Annotated in this window: 11 protein-coding genes; 4 read left to right on the top strand and 7 right to left on the bottom strand. The window is 62.2% G+C overall.

Going from position 1 to position 17170, the window contains the following annotated elements; all coding sequences use genetic code 11:
* Window positions 1-696 precede the first annotated feature (696 nt).
* Entirely contained in the window at window positions 697-888 is a 192-nt protein-coding gene (locus tag Pan216_RS07465; protein WP_145256971.1) for a hypothetical protein, read from the bottom strand.
* Between the two features lie 884 nt (window positions 889-1772).
* Between Pan216_RS07465 and Pan216_RS07460 the strand changes: the two genes are divergently transcribed.
* From Pan216_RS07460 to Pan216_RS07450, 3 genes are all read left to right on the top strand, one after another.
* Window positions 1773-3947: a type VI secretion system Vgr family protein gene (locus Pan216_RS07460; protein ID WP_145256968.1), complete on the top strand. Its 2175-nt coding sequence runs from the start codon at window positions 1773-1775 to the stop codon at window positions 3945-3947.
* Between the two features lie 156 nt (window positions 3948-4103).
* A complete protein-coding gene (locus Pan216_RS07455) occupies window positions 4104-6329 on the top strand; it encodes a type VI secretion system Vgr family protein (RefSeq protein WP_419193374.1) in 2226 nt (741 codons plus the stop codon).
* Between the two features lie 260 nt (window positions 6330-6589).
* Complete coding sequence (locus Pan216_RS07450) at window positions 6590-8830, top strand: type VI secretion system Vgr family protein (RefSeq protein ID WP_145256962.1); 2241 nt, start codon at window positions 6590-6592, stop codon at window positions 8828-8830.
* An 82-nt stretch (window positions 8831-8912) separates the two neighbouring features.
* Here Pan216_RS07450 and Pan216_RS07445 read toward each other — a convergent pair whose 3' ends face one another.
* Together Pan216_RS07445 and Pan216_RS07440 are read right to left on the bottom strand one after the other, a co-directional pair.
* The gene (locus tag Pan216_RS07445; RefSeq protein WP_145256959.1) at window positions 8913-11870 is read right to left on the bottom strand and encodes a hypothetical protein; all 2958 of its coding nucleotides are present in this window, start codon (window positions 11868-11870) and stop codon (window positions 8913-8915) included.
* A 401-nt stretch (window positions 11871-12271) separates the two neighbouring features.
* Window positions 12272-12787, bottom strand: a complete 516-nt coding sequence (locus Pan216_RS07440) for a DUF2165 domain-containing protein (RefSeq protein WP_145256956.1) — start codon at window positions 12785-12787, stop codon at window positions 12272-12274.
* Window positions 12788-12967: 180 nt separating this feature from the next.
* Here Pan216_RS07440 and Pan216_RS07435 point away from each other — a divergent pair, with 180 nt between their 5' ends.
* Window positions 12968-14227, top strand: a complete 1260-nt coding sequence (locus Pan216_RS07435) for a hypothetical protein (protein WP_145256953.1) — start codon at window positions 12968-12970, stop codon at window positions 14225-14227.
* A gap of 289 nt (window positions 14228-14516) precedes the next feature.
* On the opposite strand, the gene Pan216_RS07430 is transcribed toward Pan216_RS07435, so the two are convergent.
* The 4 genes from Pan216_RS07430 to Pan216_RS07415 form a co-directional block, all read right to left on the bottom strand.
* Window positions 14517-15143, bottom strand: a complete 627-nt coding sequence (locus Pan216_RS07430; RefSeq protein ID WP_145256951.1) for a pyridoxamine 5'-phosphate oxidase family protein — start codon at window positions 15141-15143, stop codon at window positions 14517-14519.
* Window positions 15144-15183: 40 nt separating this feature from the next.
* Complete coding sequence (locus Pan216_RS07425) at window positions 15184-15645, bottom strand: nuclear transport factor 2 family protein (RefSeq protein WP_145256948.1); 462 nt, start codon at window positions 15643-15645, stop codon at window positions 15184-15186.
* Between the two features lie 218 nt (window positions 15646-15863).
* Window positions 15864-16415: a carboxymuconolactone decarboxylase family protein gene (locus Pan216_RS07420; RefSeq protein ID WP_145256945.1), complete on the bottom strand. Its 552-nt coding sequence runs from the start codon at window positions 16413-16415 to the stop codon at window positions 15864-15866.
* Window positions 16416-16491: 76 nt separating this feature from the next.
* Window positions 16492-17085, bottom strand: coding sequence for a TetR/AcrR family transcriptional regulator (locus tag Pan216_RS07415; RefSeq protein ID WP_145256942.1), 594 nt, complete (start codon window positions 17083-17085; stop codon window positions 16492-16494).
* Window positions 17086-17170: the final 85 nt, after the last annotated feature.

Raw genomic sequence — 17170 nt, 5'->3', positions numbered from 1 at the left:
CGAGTCGACCTCGAAACCGTGTCTTGGAGGTCCCCGACGCTGACCGTTGGTTCATGCCGGGCCCCATCCACTCCCAACTAGAACGAAAGCTCCCGCCCCTCGGGGGCAGTGGCTCCATCATCAGAGGGCAAGAGCCCTGGCGGCGGCTTGGCTCGTGGGTCCGACCGTCGCGAGCCACTTCGCGAGAAGTGTTGGCGCGCGTCATCAGATCGCCCCTTGGCGGGGCGTTTGACGTGGGAACCTTTTGGGCGGAATTGCCAAGTCAAGCAATCGCGATTCAGCGGCAACAAAGATTGGCTCGGTATCGTCAACGACATGTCTTGGCGCGATCAGCCCTGCTCCCTTGACCGGTGAGGTCAAACGAGACGACTCGCCGCGGTGGCTCCTTCGACCGGGGCTGCGTTTTCCAAACGACGGGCTTGCACTAAAGGCTTTGGCGACCGGCTCGAAGGAGTCGAGACGCGCGGGCCCTAGTAGGGGCTTCGATATCCAGGCGGGAAAAATGGACCCAAGCATCGACCGGAGGCACTTGGCCAATCGTGGTCAACTGTCCTACTCGATCACTGGTCCGAGCCTGTTGAGAGACAACGAGGCTCTGTGGATGGCAACGAGTGATTTCGTCATGCCGATCCGGACGATACGCTCAAACGTTGCCGTTTCGTTGAGACAAACCAACACCTCTTGTCGCTTTCCGGCTCACCCGATCAACACCGCTCTCCCCGACGTCCCCGGCACGCTCGTCACCAGCCCCATCCGCTCAACGCAACGGCTATCGGGCCAAGGAACGAGCATTCCATCGTTGGGAACGTTGGAGGTGGAAGTAGAGGCGTCTTGGTCGACGAAGGTGTACCGCTCGAAGGCATAGGCCTTGACGTGTCGGCGTTCCAACTCAACGGTTTTTCCCGCAACACAAGAGTATAGGTCGTAAAGAAGCGCTTGGTTCGCGTCAGCGATTCAGTCGCGCTCTCGCGGCCGACGTTGGGCGACATCGACGATACATCCGATGACAGAGGTGGTGCACTAACAGTGGCATGTCCGCGTCCGATTTCTGCCGGAACCGTCGAACTGAGGGCTGAATCTTGAGAATGGCCCACCGTTTGGGCCGGCGAGCGTGAGGTTCGAGAACTCTTGTGGAAGCGTAACGTCCTGTGTTTCCGCCAGATACGCGAAACGCGACTCCGCACGACTTGGTCCCAGGGTGGAAGCGTTGGGAAGCGCGAAAAAGTCGTGACAGGTTTTTGCCACTCGGGGCCGCCTCGCGCTGCCGCTCCCTCATCGCCATCGTCCCCACGGGGACCACGAACGACCTCCTCGAGCCATCGGAAACGTTGGGACGATTTCTGAATTTTTTTAGGAGAGGGCTCCATGAACTGGTTGGTGATGGGACAGGCAACAGGATGGTCCAGACGGCATGTCAATCTGGGCCATCCTGGCGATACGCTCCAGACCGGACTCGCGATGGCAGGCAAATGGCCTGTCCTACCGGGGTCGTCACCATCGGCGGACGGCGTGAATCATTCTTCCGCGATCGGCGTTCTCCTTAACAAGTCTGACGAGTTTTTTCGTAGATATGGGTGAGACTAGCCACAATGCTTTGCGGTAGGCGATAGCGCAGCGGTGGCTCGCAAATCTTGTTCACCGGCACGGAAGCGTTTCGACGAGCCTATCCGTTCGAAGAGACCGACGCGGGCAAACGACGCGCCCGTGGAACTCAAATCGACCATGGCGGACTTGGACGCGGCAGGCGCCGCGAACCCATTGGGATTCAACCCATGGATGAGCAACTTGCGCTCGAATTATCCCTAACCACTTCGCTCGCGAACCTGGCGATCGGCGTCCATGGCTTCGAGGGGACCGAATCGGTTTCGGACCTCTATCGCTATCGGCTCCACCTCCATACCGACGCGTCGGCGGAACTCCCCGTCCGCGAACTGCTGGGAAAAGAGGTGACGCTGCGCGTTCGCGTCGGCGCATTGCCCGAACGCTCGCTGCACGGCATCATCGCCGAGCTTGGCCATGTGGGCAGGACGCCGACCCATCAGCTCCACGAAGCGGTCCTGGTCCCCAAGGTCGCGTTATTGACCTACGAGGTCGGCTACCAAATCCTCCAAGACAAGACGTTCACGGAGATCCTCGACCACTATCTGGAGGGCTATCCGCGGCAGTACGTGCTGAACGAGGACCACGCGTCGTCCCGCTATGCCGTGCGCTACGCCGACAGCCCCTGGGACTACCTCCTTCGCCTGCTGGAGCGGGAGGGCTGCCACTTCTACTTCCGGCAGGACGACGGGTGCGGCACCTTCGTCGTCGCCGACAGCTCCACCCGCGCCTCGGCGTCCCACGACCAGCCACTGCCACTACGGCGACAGTCGCTCGAGCCGAGCGTTCGGTCTTGGAAGCTCCATCGCGAGGCGACTCCTTGGAAAACGAGGGTCTCGGATCATCACCTCGAGTGCCCCGGTGCCGACTTGTCGAAGGAAGCGGCCTCGGCCCACCATCTGAACGTCGGGCAACGGGCGTGCCAACTCGGGGCGACGTCGCTGGCCGACTGCGTCGTCGACCGCCACGAACTCTTCGCCCACCGTTTTGGCGATCTCGGCGACGACAACGCGTCCTCCGCGAACAGCCTTGACGGGCTCTTCCAGGAACGCGACCGGCTGGCGAAGGTTCGTCTGGGGCAAGCGCTCTCCGGCAGCGTCCGCGGCGAAGGGATCGTCAACGCTCCCTGTCTCGTTCCCGGGATGACGTTCCCGCTCGGCGACGCGGACCAGGACAACGGCGACTACTTCGTCACGTCGATTCACCAACGGGCCGCGTTGCCACTCGACGGGTTCGGCGCCTGGGAGTCGTCGCCCTACGAGTGTTCGTTCGAGTGCGTTCCGGTCGAGCTTGCCTATCGCCTCCCCCGACGCGAAGGGGCGCCCGCCGTGCCGAGCGTGGAGACGGCGTTGGCGCTGGCCGAGCCGAGTCAAGAGGTGACGGTCGACAAAGCCGGGGCGGTGAAAGCCAAGTTCCTTTGGGACGACGACGAGGGTCGGCACTCCCGGTCGATTCCGGTGCTGCGGTCCCTCTCGGGTGATCACTACGGCGAGGTCTACCCGCCGCATCGCGACGATGAACTCTTGATCGCCTACGAGCATGGCCATCCGGAACGGCCGTTCGTTTTGGGTTCGCTCTACAACATCTCGAACCCTCCACCGGTGGATGCCTCCGAGCTTCGCCACGTCCAGGGGCACTGGGTCCGAGGCCGCGGTGGCCCCGTCGACCGGGCGAGCCGATTCACGATCGACCAGCGAAGCGACCATGAGAAGGTCGCCCTCTACTCGGCGGGAACGGCTCAGTTCAGCGCCGAGGGAAGCCAGACGATTCAGTCGGGAGATTCGCTGAGCCTTCGGGTCGGCGCCGATCCGACGAACGCTCTGAAGACGATGCAAGCGGACCAGTCGATCGGCAACTACATTCTGGACGTCAACGGGAATACCACCGAAACCACGGACGGCGATCAGGAGACGAACACGGCCGGGAATCACAGCATCTCGACGAAGGATGCCGTGATGTACGTCTACGTCGAGCCGGCGCTTTGGATCACCAAATACCCCCTGTCGTTCGTCTCGGCGACGTCCCTTTGGTTCGATGGGCTCCACGTCGACTTCGCGTTGGCCGGGGGAAGACTGCGGATGGACGTCGGCTTCCTGAGCGGCCGCTGGTACACCACGCCCTTGTCGTTTCGGCAATGGAACACGGTCATGACGAAGGGACTCATCAAGATGGATCTAAGCACGCTCGCCTTCTTTTCCGGAGTGTTTGCCGCGCTCGTGGGCACGGGATTCATGGAGCGTCGATGCAACCTGACCGTTGATGCCATCACGGCCGAACGCAAGTTGATTGCCACCAGTGCGGATACGGCGGCGTTCCGTCGTCTTGGAGGGGCGAAGTATGTGGTCTAACGCTTTGTCAGATCCAAGACTTCGAATGGCACTGGGTGCTGGTCAGCCAGTGAGAAGTGATCGTGAGTTCACAATCCGAAATCGAGCGTTTGATGCAGGACTAGTGTCCTTGGTCAACCGAGTACGAAGCTCTTAAGCAAGAGGACGATGACGGTGATGCGACAAACCATATCGATGGTCCTGTCACCGCGAGGCGATGACACGTCGGATGAGATCTGGGTCAGTGGCCTGAAGGGTCGCGAGTCGCTCTCGGAGTTCCACGAGCATCATCTGGAGCTTTGCGCACCAAGGAAAGAAGCCTCTCGGATCAGAGGACTCCTGGGGCGTGAGGTCACCATCACGCTAGGGCTTGAGCATCAAGCTCCGCGAACGATCCGGGGAATCATCGCCTCCGTTTCCCGAAGACTCGTCGCCGCCCAGCGCCGTGAGCATGGCGACGACTTCGACAGCCAGTACTGCCTCTTCGAAGCCCACTTGGTTCCGCGAGAGTACCCGTTGTCGCTCGATGAGGGATGCGAGATCTTCGAGAACACGAGTCTCGAGGAGATCCTTACCCGCTCGCTGCGAGCCTATCCCCATCGCATCGACCTACGCGAAGAGCGGCTGCGTTACCTCTTCGCGGTCCGGCACTTCGAGAGCACGTGGGCACATCTGCAACGGCGTTTGGCGGACGCCGGCGCCTACTACTACTTCGAGAATGACGCGGAAGACGAGAGAGTCTGCTTTTCCGATGACTCCCGCCACGCGCCGTCGGTGGCACGGCTCGGGCTTGAGGAGTGCCTCGAGAAGCCCTTCATCAGCGAATGGAAAGAGACCCAGGCACTCGTCCCCCACAAGGTGAGGATTCGCGACCACCATCCCGAACGAATCCCGCGCGAGGTCCATGCCGACCACGAACGGTCGGGGACTCTTCGGTTCGGCTCGCGCGAGATCGACCGGAGTGATGCCTCGGTTTCGGGCGCGGTCATCGATCGAGTCGCGTCCTTCGCCCCCCGGTTCGCGAGGGAAAGTGAGCAAGACGTCGACGCGATGCCCGACGAGGCTCGGCGGCAAGCCCGCTTGGAACTCGAACGAGTCTCCCTCAAGGGCGTGACGGTTCGGGGATCGACCAACTGCTCGTCGCTTCGACCCGGTTTCGCCTTCGAGCTGGTCGACGCGGGCCCTCGCGGCGGACGCTACCTCGTCACCCGTACCTCGCATCAGGTCCGCGGCCCTCTTCCCGTGGCTGGACCGTGGGAGACCGCGGCCTACCAGTGCGACTTCGAGTGCATTCCCATCGACATTCCCTATCGGCCGGCGCGACCGCCGAAGCGGCCGGTCGTGCGGGGAGTGGAAGCGGCCACCGTCGTCGGTCAGCCCCACGAGGACGTGACGACGGACGATCTCGCTTGCGTCAAAGTCCGGTTCGCTTGGGATCAGCCGGAAGATGTCTCCTCCTGCTGGCTTCGGGTCGCGCAGGCTTCGGCGGGAGCTAGGCGAGGGAGCTTGTGGTTGCCGCGAAACGGCGACGATGTCGTCGTCGCGTTCGACGGCGGGGACCCGGATCGACCGGTGGTCGTCGCGTCGCTCTACTCCGCCGCGAGTCGACCGCGTGGCGATCGAGCCGATCATCGCCACCTGCACGGCGTCACGGTTCGCTCCGCGGGTGGAAGCGTGAACGAGGTCAGTGGTCTTCTCGTCGACAATCGGCTCGGCAAGGAAAGAGTCGATCTCGCGTCGATGGGAAGACTCGAGTGGGGTGCGGAGGACAACCTGACAATCGAGTGCGGCCAGCATCTCCATCTCCATGCCCAACGAACGTCCAGCGACTTGGCGGGCGCGGGGCCGTTCGACAAGTCTCTAGCGGTCAATGACACTTCCGCGGCGGACGCCGTGGGGGATGGAAGCTACTCGCTCGTCGTCTCGGGATCGATGACAACGACGACCAGTGGTGATTCCACCACGGAGAATGCAGGCAACGACTTGTTCAAGTGTGGGGGAGTTACCAAGGTTGAATCCGGAAAGATGGCGAACTTCACCTCGGCCTCTTCCCTGAGTTTCGTTGGCTCGGCGCTTTCCGAAGTCGGGGAGACATTGCGAGCGCGTTTCACCACGGGAGCGGGATCGATCGAAGCTTGTCTCGGCATGATGGACATGAACATCGTCAATAGTACGATTCACGTCGACTATCACGTGGGCACCTACTACGAGCAGCACATCACCAGTTGGAGCAGTTGGTCTCTTCGATCCGAATCGACCCTGTCCACCGTGGTCGCGATGGAGAACCGATGCAAAGGACACACCATGGCGGCGGACTCGGAGTTCTTGAAGTTCCAGTCCAGGGTCTACACTCAGGAGGTCAACTTCCTCAAGAGAAACAAAGGCAACATCGCCAGAATGTGACCCAACAGTCCTAATTCGTTGGTTCATTACCCAAGAGTCTCTTGGGTGCCATGCCCACGCTTGACGTGGGCATGCAGGACAGACTCACGCTTGACGTGGGCATGCGGAGAACTCCTGAGATTGGTCAATAGGGCCGTTCGGAGCCGGCAGCGAATCATCCAATGGGGCTGTGAAGCGGGCCAGAAGCAGAGCCGTTAGAGAGATCACTTCAGAAGCGATCATTGAAGTCAACCGACGATGCAGTTCCGAAAGCCAGCACGATGAAGACAAGTCAAGACACCACCCTCTCTCTAAGAATCGGAAATACCCCGCTCGCCCAAGGAGCGGGCGTCTTCGCGATCGACGGCGTCGAGTCGATCTCCGAACTGTTCGACTACCGCCTCTCCCTCTACGCGCCGCTTGACGCGCCTCTCGATCCCGAGGAACTCCTCGCTCGCATGGCTTCCCTCCACATCGAGGTCCCCGAGCAGCCGGCCGTGCATGTCCATGGCGTGATCGTCGGGTTCTCGAACGTCGGCGCCGACGAGATTCACACCTTTCACGAAGCGAAGCTCCTCCCCCATCACGTCCTGCTCGACCGCCAGATCGGATCGGCGATCCATGAGGATTGCCGGCTCGCGAGCATCGTCGACGAGGAACTTCAGGGGTTTGACTATCGCCTCGCTTTCGAGGAACCCGACGCCCCGCGCGCCTATTCGGTGCGCTACGAGGAGAGCCCCCTCACCTATCTCAAGCGACTCTTCGAGGAAGATGGTCGCTACTTCACGTTCGAACAGGACGAGCACCGCTGCACCCTCGTCTGCGCGGATGACTCGTTCCAAGCGAGCCCGGCTCTCGGCGATCGCCCACTCTCACTCGACATCAGCGAGCACAAGCCCTGCCTACGATCGTGGCGGGTCGAAGAAGCCCTCACCCCCTTCATCGCCCAAGTGAACGATCACCATTGGGACGCCACCAATGGGATGGCGGATCCCGAACGGGCCGAGGCGCCCGATAGCCCGATGGCCCCATCCACCGCGAGGAACCACCGCGAGATCATGGCCGACTGCGTCCTCGCCACCGAGGAGTCCGTCGGGACCAACTTCAGCACCGTGCTCTCCTCGGGAGAGCGCGAGCAGCACCTCATGGATGGCTTGATCGACGCCAAACGGCGTCTCGCTCGAATTCGTGCCGAAGCGGCGGTGGTCGATGGCGTGGTCGCCCATGGCGAGAGCAACGCTCCCTCGATCAAGCCGGGCTACTTGCTGAGCGTTGTCGATGCAGAGGAATACTCCGGTGACTTCTTCGTCACTCGGGCCCATCATCAGGTCCAACTTGCCGTCGAGGGCCGCGACGATCTCCAGGTGACGCCTTACACCTGTCGGTTCGAGGCGATTCCCAAGCAGGTACGCTACCGGACGCGGCGCCAGACCGAACGCCCTCGCATCGACGGCGTGATGACGGCACGGGTCCTTGGCCACGACCATGAGGAGACGACCCCCAGCGACGATGTCGGCTTACGCGTCGCGTTTGACTGGGATCGGCGGGAGGAGCCCAAGTCCTGCTGGATGCGTGTGGCCCAACGGCTCGCGAGCCAGCAACAGGGCGGCATCACGATGCCCCGAAAGGGGCAACGCGGAATGGTGTCGTTCGTGCGTGGCGTGTTGGAGAAGCCCGTTCTCCTAGGGACGGTGCCCGACGCGGATCACCTACCGGCCTGGGACACACCATCGCTTCCCCACGTGGAAGGGGAACGGCACCGATCGCTCGGCGGTGGCCCCAGCGATGTTAGCCAACTCACGTTTGACGCGAACCCAGACCAGGAACATGTGACGTTGCACGCGAAGAAGGACGCCGCGGCGACCTCTCATCGCGCCTTTTCGATCGCGACGGGAGGAGACTTGAACGTCAAGGTCGGCTACCCCGTGGCTTCACCCGCTTCCGTGAGCCTCGGCAACACTGACGTCAACGGCACCGAGGAATCGACGACCGATACCTCCAGCGGGGGGCAAGAGAGTGGCCTGATGCGAACGACCGCGGGAAACTCCTCCACCGCGATTCGAGGAGACTACAACGAGGTCGTGAAGGGTCTCAAGATGCAGACCACCAAGGGCACTACCCTGTGGATCACGGACAATCTCGTCAGTGTCCTCGCCCCCGTGGTCGTCGTGACCGCTCCGGCGACCTCTTCGGCTCACTTCATCAACTCGCGGATCACGGTAGGATTTCTGACCTGTTTGGGATCAATCGAGGTGACGACGGGGTTGATCGCCTACGATGCCTCGTTTTCGCTCTTGCGCGTAAACTACGCGAAGTTCGAATCCGCCAAGGCCGTTCCCCTGAAGGTGTCGAATTACCTCAGCAGGTTTGAGTCGCCGAAATTGAAGTTGGAGAACTCGATTCTTCGGACCGAAAGTATCTCAGAAAGTTCGACCTTCTCCGTCGAGAACTACGAACACTCGATCGTGAGAAACGACTCCTACGATTTACTTGAGCAGATGGGGCCGGAACTCGACACGTGACACGCCGTGCGGAGACTAAACCGATCACCCGCCGAAGGTCGCGCGAGTCGGTCGGACGCGTCGCCTCACTCGAGTGACTCGGTCAGTACGCGACCTTCTCGAAACGTAAGAAGGGAACGCGAACCGCGCCGTCTCCATCGGAGCGGTTGACGCTCGTCGGCCGACCGGCCCGCTTTCGCATGACGTGAAAACTCGCGTCGAAGCCCGGTCGCTTGGGGTTTCCATGCCGACTCAGGTCCATGGAAATGAGTAGCTCGTGCGTTGATTCCCTCCCATCCACGAGCGCCGCGTCGAGAACATCGATCCCCAGTGCCTCGAAGGCGTTGGCCATCTCCGAGCGGAGCCGGAACTGACACTCCTCGCAGAGACGCTCGATCCGTTGCCGCGCCAGCGAGTTCCTCGAATCGGGATTGATGTGGTGGGCTCGCAACGCCTCCCGCGCGGGTTGCCGGTTGTAGACGGTGTGCAGATAGAGAACCGGTCGCCGGTCGGAGCGATCCTGCAGCATGACCAGATCGCCCACCTTCGGCGTCGTCGCTTTCCGCGAGTCCTCGCTCATGAAGGGACTAAACCCCGAGTGGATCACGTTGACGTCGGTGCTGCTCTCGTGGACTTGCTTGATGTCAAGAAAGACCGGTAGTTGGGCGAGGGTCCCGTCCTCCCCCAGACGATAGGCCCGAAAGAACGCGTTCGAGCCCGCCGAGGTGTCGACGCCGTGCAGTCGTCCGATCGAGAGACGTCCGGTCCCCTCATCGAGTTGGGCAATCGCGCCGGCCGGGGGCAGCATGCGCCGAGCGATCTCGTAGACCGCGTAGCGAAGCTGATCGAAGGGCGCGTCGTTGGTGAACTGTAGGGCGGGGTTGACGACGTTGCGGATCTCGCCGGCGACCTTCGCGTCGATGGACTGGACGTGCCGGCTGAAGAGCGGCCGAAAGGCGGGACCATCGGGCGTGTTGTGCGCAACGACGAGCCGCGGCATCGGCCCCGGCTTGAGCTTCGCGAGGACGCCCGGCACCAGCAGCGGGCGCGCCTCTATTGTTCGGCTGCCGAGATCGACCTCGCGGCGATTGACGATCGCGAGCTTCCCATCCTGACGAAACAAGTAGCTCGGCGGAATGAACTCGCCCCGATCACCGCTGTCGGTGAAGACGACGCGATTGGTCCCCGAATCGATTAGGGCCGCGGTCAAGTGGTAGTAGCCCAGATCAAAGGGCTCGCGCACATCGATGATCAGGACATGGGACAAGCCAAACCAAAGCGCCGCCCGCCGCTTCATGATCTCATTCGACAGTTCTTCGACCGTGCGGTCCTTCGCCGTCTTCAGGAATCCCTTCGGGAACATCACCCCGGTGTAGCGCATGAAGTAGGCTCGCGCGAAGGGTTCGATGAACTCCTTGAGGTGATTGGTGTGGGCATCGACCACCTGTTCGAACTGATCGAGGACTCGCATCGACTTGACGTTGACACCGAGCCCCGACAGCTTCTTCTCGCACTCGGTGCGCAGCAGTTGGGCGGCCTCGCCCAAGCTGGCGTTCCCCCCCTGCCCGTCCGGCAGCATCGGCACGCAGACACGCGGATTGCCGGCCACGTTGACCACGACCATCAGCGACTGGGGCCCGTCCGGCCCGTCGTCCATCGCTTCGACCGATCGCATCAGGAAGTAGTCCAGGAGGTCGGCGTCGCGCAGCCGCTGCTTATCCGTTCCCAGCCAGGAGTCGTTCATGCGAACATCGTCGATCGCGATCTTCAGCGGTTTCGGCTCGAAAGCCCGCAGCGTGATCGCACGGTTGTCGACCGCTTGGACCGCCCCGAACCGACGACGCTGATTCGCTTCGTCGTAGACGCTGGCGAAGGTCAACTTGGGTGCGTCTTCGCTCTTGAGATGGTTCTTGCCGATCGAGAGCTGCTCCTCGATCTCGTCGACGGCCGCTCCCCGCAGCTCGGTTTCGTTCCGCAAACGGTCGACCAGCGCCGGGTCGATCGTCATTGGAGCCTGGCGATTGACCGTTTGGAGATAGGCGAGGCTCGCCCACTGAGGATCCGCGACAAGAACCTCGTAGCCCTGCTCGTCCCTCTTGAGCCCAACGGCATCATTCCGGTTGACGACGACGTAGTCGGACTTCGAGAACTCCGCGAGACCCTCGTTGATCTTCCTCACGCGGTCCTTGTCGTTGGCGACCTTCTTGGCGAGCGCTTCGACCTTGCCGAGCCGATCGTTGACCTGGCCCAGCTCCCAAGAGAGAGACGCCGCCTCGTCCAAGTTCGCCGGCTTCTCGCGCTCTTCCGACTCGAGGAGCTCATCCAAGTCGATTGCGTCGAGCGACTTCGTCATTCGCTCGCGCGTCAGTTCGCCCAGTTCCACGTACGCGTCTTGGGCGGCGCCGATCGCGATCCGAACCGATTCCTCCTTCCGACTGAGCTCCTCTTTCGCCGCGGCCAGTAGTTCCCGAAGCCGTTCCATCGGTGACTTGTCGGGGAGTTCGGGCATGGGCGAGGGCGCGGCGGGTGCGTCGTCCGCGCCGGGCTGCTCGCGAGCGATCTCGGTCGGTTGTCGCATCATGAGAAAGACACCAAGCCCCGTCGCCGCGATGAGCGTGACTCCGAGCAGACAGCTCAAGGCCACGACGGCGAGGACGAGACCATTCGAGCGCGGGGCGGGAGACCCTGTCGGCCCCTCGGCGGACGCGGCGACACTACCCGAGGCCGCAGCCGCGGTCCCAACCGAATCGCCACCGGGCGATGACAATTGGGAATCGCCACCAGGCGATGACAATTGGGAGTCGCCACCAGGCGATGTCGGGCTGGAGTCGATCTCAGCCGAGGGCGCGACCGAGACAACGTTCGCCGAGGAGGGGGCCATCGCGAGCGAGGCATCACCGGTAGGCGGCGCCGACTTTTCGGGTGACTCCGTCCGCTTCGACGACTTGATCCGCAACGCCACGCCACAAAGAGCGCACCGAAAAAGGGTAGGATCCTTCGTCGCGACCGGCGTCATCACCTCCTGGCACTTGGGACATCGTCGAGCGCGCGGCTTGCCCATGAGTCTGGTCCTCGTGTCGGAGTTGTGCTGCGAGCAGAACAATCGTCGAGTCGTCTCATCGGTCTCGTCGGCCGACCACCAACGACGGACCGTTCGCCCCAGGAGAACGATCTCATCGTCGCGAGAAGATGGGTCGACCTCGACCCGCCCCAGCAGAGTCGACTGTCACTTGAATGTGCTTGTTGGGAAGAACTTCCCCGCCTTGGCCCCAGCCTACGATCGATTGCGTCAGTTGCAACATCAAACCGGTAGGCCCATGAGATTTCTGGCCCACTACCCCTTTGAGCCAACAAGTCCATGCCGGCCCCTTGATTGATTCAGCGAAGCTGGTACCGTGCCGTCACCATTGCGCGCGTGCCATCCGCGAAACGTCGGCTACGAACACGATGGACCGCCGTCCGTCAGCGCTTTGAAGCGACCTCTTCCGGTAACAGATGAATCACCAGCAGCGTCAACAAGGAGAGAGCCAACAGTTGGCGATGCGTCGAGCTGACCGAGAAGTCGACATAGACCTCTTCGGCGACCAGAAACGCCGCCCATAGCGACATCGACACAGCGATCGCGACGTTGACCGCGGCGTAAGCCGGTTCGCGTTGTCTCATCCAAAGCACGACCGCTCGCCAGAAGAGGATCGCCGCCAGCCCTTCCCAAGCGATCACCCCGAGAAAGAGAAGAACGCTGATCCAGGACGAGCCCGGATAGACCGAAGTCACCTTCGCCACCGCCGCGTAGTTTCCCGACGCGAACGCCCACCACGCCGGCAGGATGGTCCAGTGCTTTAGCAAGTCGCAACCGTTGGTCGCGACAACCACCGAGAGCCAGACCGCCCAGAACCAAAGCAAGGCGCACTTGATGTCGTGAACTCGCGTGAACATCACCACCTCGTCAAACCCCTTCGCGAGACATCGTTTCGGCATCGTTTCCAAACCGTCGACTTCCGTATCTCCGCGGGAGATGTCGCCGATTCGGTCACAACCGCCCCCATTTTTGGGTAGAATCGACCCCGACGATCGCCAGCCAGTTCTTCCCACCCCCGCGGCAGCGGCATCGGTCCCCATGCGCCGACATCGTGGTCGCGCTCGAAAGGAGTAGGACTTATGTCCGCTTTCCTCACGCCTCGCCGACGATTTCTCCAGTGCCTCTCCGCCGCCTCGGTCTACGGATGCTTGCCCGCGTGGAGCGTGCTCGCGGATCAGGGACCGTCCAACAAGAGCTTGCACGAAAGCGCCGAGACCTTCCAGCGATTCGTCGAGAACTCGCTCAACGACTCCGATGGTCTGGTGCGCTCGTTCTTCAACCTCGAGACGGGACAGCCCTTCACCAACGCGGCGTTGGGTGAGGTCTCGTGGAAGGCTCGACTGACCGACTTCTTTCAGAACAGCCCCGACCCCGCGGCATGCCTGACCTACGAGAACGCGATCATGGCGACCGGCGAGTACGCCCTCAGTCAGATGTCTCGGTGGCGCGTCACCAAGAGCGACGTCGCGCTCGCGAACGCCAAACGGGCCATCGCCGCCATGCTTCGAGTGGTCGATGAGGGGCGCCACTACATGCCCGGCTACCTCCCCAAGCCCCTCGGAGGCCTTTCCCGCGCTCGCTACTCCCAAGAGATGAGCGTCGATCAGTACACCAAGGCGATCGCCGCCTTCTACGCTTGGTACCTGATGCCCGAGTCGAGCACGAACGATCCCGTCGGCCGGGAGGAGATTGCCCGTTTCCTCGTCGACGCGGCCGACTTCTTCATCGCCCGCAAATTCCGCCACGCCTATCGGCACCGCACCATCGTCACCGCCCCGACGCACCTGCACTGCCTTGGGCTCTACGTCTCCCTCCCGTGGCTGGCGGCGAAGCTGACCGGCGAGAGGTCCTACCTCAAGTACCTGAAAAAGTTCGAGGAACCGATGGCGCGGGTGACGACCGACGAGAACCTCACGGGCTTCAACCAGGCCTCGCTCGTGATCGAGGGCTTTCACACCGCCATCGAGGCCGGCGCGCCGCGGACTCCCCTCGCCACGCTGATGAAGGAACTGTGGAACCGTTCGGCCCAAGCCATTCGAAGCGACGGCACCGGCATTCAGATGGATAAGCCATCCTCGCAGAGCACACGCCTCGCGGCGGTCGTGACCCTCGTCCCTCAATTCCTCCCGACAAACGCAAACAACGAGCGGCCCGCCGAGCGGCCAATTCCGACATCGTTCTCCGAGCAAATCGAACTCTCCCGCCGAACCCTCGGACGGCTCACGGGTGTCTCGCAGATGGTCAATCCGCGCTTGCCGGGAACGATCTCCTCGACGAGCATCACTTCGTGGCTCCTTGCGTACTGGCGATTGCGCGGCATCGGCGCCATCAGCGGTTGAGGCGCCTTGTGTTGAGGCAGTCATGTCGATCCATTTGGGATTGTGGGCCTAGAGATTTCCCTTTCCCCATGGGAGAGGGGCCAGGGGTGAGGGGGCTCTCTTCAACGAAGCCATAGATACACCGATCAGGCGTTGACTGTCGTCTCTTCAGCCTAACCCAACAAGCCTCCTTGGCGCAGTGTCTGGATCGGAGAGGTACTTGGACCATTTCAATTCGAAACTGTCCGTAACGTTCTCCCCCCCAACACGCGGCCACCGCCTCCTGAGCCCGCTGGCTTCCGACCCCGTTTCAGCCGCCAGGAGATTCCTCGACCCTCCCCCGAAGGGCGACAACTTCCTCCTCGAGTTCGGCGATCCGCTGCTTGAGTTCCTCGAGCACGCCGGTGACCGCTTGCCGCGGGAACCGTTGGTGAATGTGCTGAGGGCAGTTGACGTCCCAAGCTTCGATCTCGAAGAGGATCGCCCGTTCGATCTTTCCCGGATAATCGGGATCGCCAAGTTGCATGAGCAGGTCCGGGTCATCTTCAACAACCCGAGCCTTGCCCCACACCTTGATCCGACGCCGATGCACGTAGTCCATCAAGAACAGGAACGCTTGCGGGTTCTCCGAGAGGTTGCCCAAGGTGATGTACTGCCGGTTGCCACCGAAGTCGGCAAAGCCGAGGTTCGTCTCGTCGATGACCTTCAGGAATCCCTTCGAGCCACCTCGATACTGGATGTACGGCTGCCCCGCCGCGTTGGCGGTCCCGAGATAGAACATGTCGAGGTCCGCGAGATAGGCCGCGAGGTCCGGAGTCACCGTCGTTCGGAAACCACCGGACCATTCGACCTTGGCGTAGCTTGCGCGCGATCCCTTGGCCGTCTGGATCGCTTTGACGGCGGGGGTAAACGCGATGTCACTGGAATACTGGCGCATCTTCCTGCTCTCTTTCGAACCCTGATGGTGACGGACGCCTTCATCGTACCTCGGGAATCCCGCCGTCGTCTTCCGGCCGAGGGCCGGGGGCCGGCCAATGGAAGCGGCGCTCTCCCTCGTCAATCGCGACATCGTTGATGCTCGCTTCACGACGCCGCATCAGCCCGGCCGCATCGAACTCCCACAGTTCGTTGCCGTAAGCCCGAAACCATCGGCCCCGAGCATCGTGGTACTCGTACTGAAAGCGAACCGCGATCCGATCATCGGAAAAGCTCCAGAGAGACTTGGCGAGCCGATAGTCGAGTTCTTTCTCCCACTTGCGGGTCAGGAAGGCCCGAATCCGGTCGCGGCCCCGGACAAACTCGTCGCGATTGCGCCACTCGGAGTCGACCGAATAGGCGAGAGAAACGCGCTCGGGGTCGCGGCTGTTCCAAGCATCCTCGGCGGCCCGAACCTTGGCCAACGCGGAAGCGACATCGAAGGGAGGCAGCAGGGCAATCATGGGACACTCTCCAAAAATCGTGGTACTGGCGAAAGAAACACCGGACGCCCCCAACGGATTGGGCGTCGCCGGTTTGGGTGCCTCGGGTGCCGACGCACGCTCGTCGTGGGCATGCTGGGAACGCCTTTGACTCGATAAGGTCTCGCACGAACCGGACACTCTCTCGCCCTGGCCGACCAGCAGCCAGTGGCACCCGGCCCGTGAGAAACGCGACCGCGTTAGCCGGCGAGGCTGGCGATCGATTCGGCGCGAGGGATGTCGAGTTCCGTCCCCGCGACGTTGTTGACGAAGTTGGTCAAGCAGCCGTGGACGACGCTGGCGACAATCTCGACGATCTCGGCGTCACCGAAGCCGGCGCCGCGCACCGCGGCCAACTCGTCGTCGCTAACCTTCCCCCGTTTCTCGAGCACCGCCTCGGCGAACCGCAGCGCGGCTTGGGTGCGCTGATCGTCCGACTGCCCGGTGCGTCCCGAGAGGATCTCCTCCGCCGACACCCCCGTGTCCGAACCGATCGCGCAGAGGATCGACGTGCAGTAGTCGCAATCGTTGGTCTGGCTGGTGTGGAGTTTCACGAGGTAGTGGAGCGTCGGGTCGAGCGTGCCTCCCTGCATCTTCGCGGTGAAGGTGAGGTAGCTATCGAGGGCGGCGGGGGAATGAGCGAAGACCTTCACGGCATTGGGAATCATGCCGAAGGCACGCTGGGCGTCGTCGAGGAGTTCCTTGGTCCGTCCTTGGGCCTCGGCGGGGTCGACGGTCGAGAGACGTTGCATGCTGCACTTCCTTTCAGGCAAAAATCAATACAGACCAGTCTGTATATTTCCAGGAAAAAAAACACGGCCACGGACCCTACCGCGACCTTCGCTTCACCTCGTCGATCATCGTGCGCGACGCTCGCGCGGCGACCCGCGCAGGATTCGCGGAGCCCTCCAATTGCGCGGTGATGATCGCTCCCTCCACCAGGATCGCGATCGCCGGGGTCACCTCCTGGGCGACCTCCGTGCCATGCTCCTCGGCGATGATCTGGCCGAGCAACTCATGAAACCGACGTTTGTGGGCAGACGAAAACCGCGACGCCGGGTGCTCGCGGTCGGCGAGTTCCACGAGCGTGTTGATGAACGAACAGCCGCGAAAACCGTCGTTGTGGAACCATTCCTCCAATGCGAGGAAGAAGGCCTCCAACTTGGTCCTTCCCTTGTTCACCAGGCGTTTGATCGCCTCGGCGAACATCGCGTCGACCTCGACTTCCCTCTGCTCAAGGACTGCCAGGATGAGGTCGTCCTTCGAGGGAAAGTGGTTATAGAGCGTCATCTTGGCGACGCCCGCCTCGGCGATGATGCGGTCGATCCCCACCGCGCGAACACCCTCGGCGTAGAAAAGTCGCTGCGCGGTCTCGAGGATGCGCTGCCGGGCACTCGGTTTGGTGGCTCGTTTCTCACTCATGCCAGAAATATACAGACCTGTCTGTTATTTGTCAAGCAAATTTGGGACATGGCTGCATGCCGGACAACGGTAGCGTTCGTGCTTC

Source organism: Kolteria novifilia, assembly GCA_007748055.1.
Lineage (GTDB): Bacteria > Planctomycetota > Planctomycetia > Kolteriales > Kolteriaceae > Kolteria > Kolteria novifilia.
Note: the sequence above shows the minus strand (reverse complement) of the source record. Positions and strands in the feature narration are given on the sequence as shown.

Coding starts and splice junctions, on each gene's coding strand:
- Pan216_RS07455 (WP_419193374.1), top strand. CDS start 4,104: ATGCGACAAACCATATCGATGGTCCTGTCACCGCGAGGCGATGACACG.
- Pan216_RS07430 (WP_145256951.1), bottom strand. CDS start 15,143: ATGCGCCAGTATTCCAGTGACATCGCGTTTACCCCCGCCGTCAAAGCG.
- Pan216_RS07415 (WP_145256942.1), bottom strand. CDS start 17,085: ATGAGTGAGAAACGAGCCACCAAACCGAGTGCCCGGCAGCGCATCCTC.
- Pan216_RS07445 (WP_145256959.1), bottom strand. CDS start 11,870: ATGGGCAAGCCGCGCGCTCGACGATGTCCCAAGTGCCAGGAGGTGATG.
- Pan216_RS07435 (WP_145256953.1), top strand. CDS start 12,968: ATGTCCGCTTTCCTCACGCCTCGCCGACGATTTCTCCAGTGCCTCTCC.
- Pan216_RS07450 (WP_145256962.1), top strand. CDS start 6,590: ATGAAGACAAGTCAAGACACCACCCTCTCTCTAAGAATCGGAAATACC.
- Pan216_RS07425 (WP_145256948.1), bottom strand. CDS start 15,645: ATGATTGCCCTGCTGCCTCCCTTCGATGTCGCTTCCGCGTTGGCCAAG.
- Pan216_RS07440 (WP_145256956.1), bottom strand. CDS start 12,787: ATGCCGAAACGATGTCTCGCGAAGGGGTTTGACGAGGTGGTGATGTTC.
- Pan216_RS07460 (WP_145256968.1), top strand. CDS start 1,773: ATGGATGAGCAACTTGCGCTCGAATTATCCCTAACCACTTCGCTCGCG.
- Pan216_RS07420 (WP_145256945.1), bottom strand. CDS start 16,415: ATGCAACGTCTCTCGACCGTCGACCCCGCCGAGGCCCAAGGACGGACC.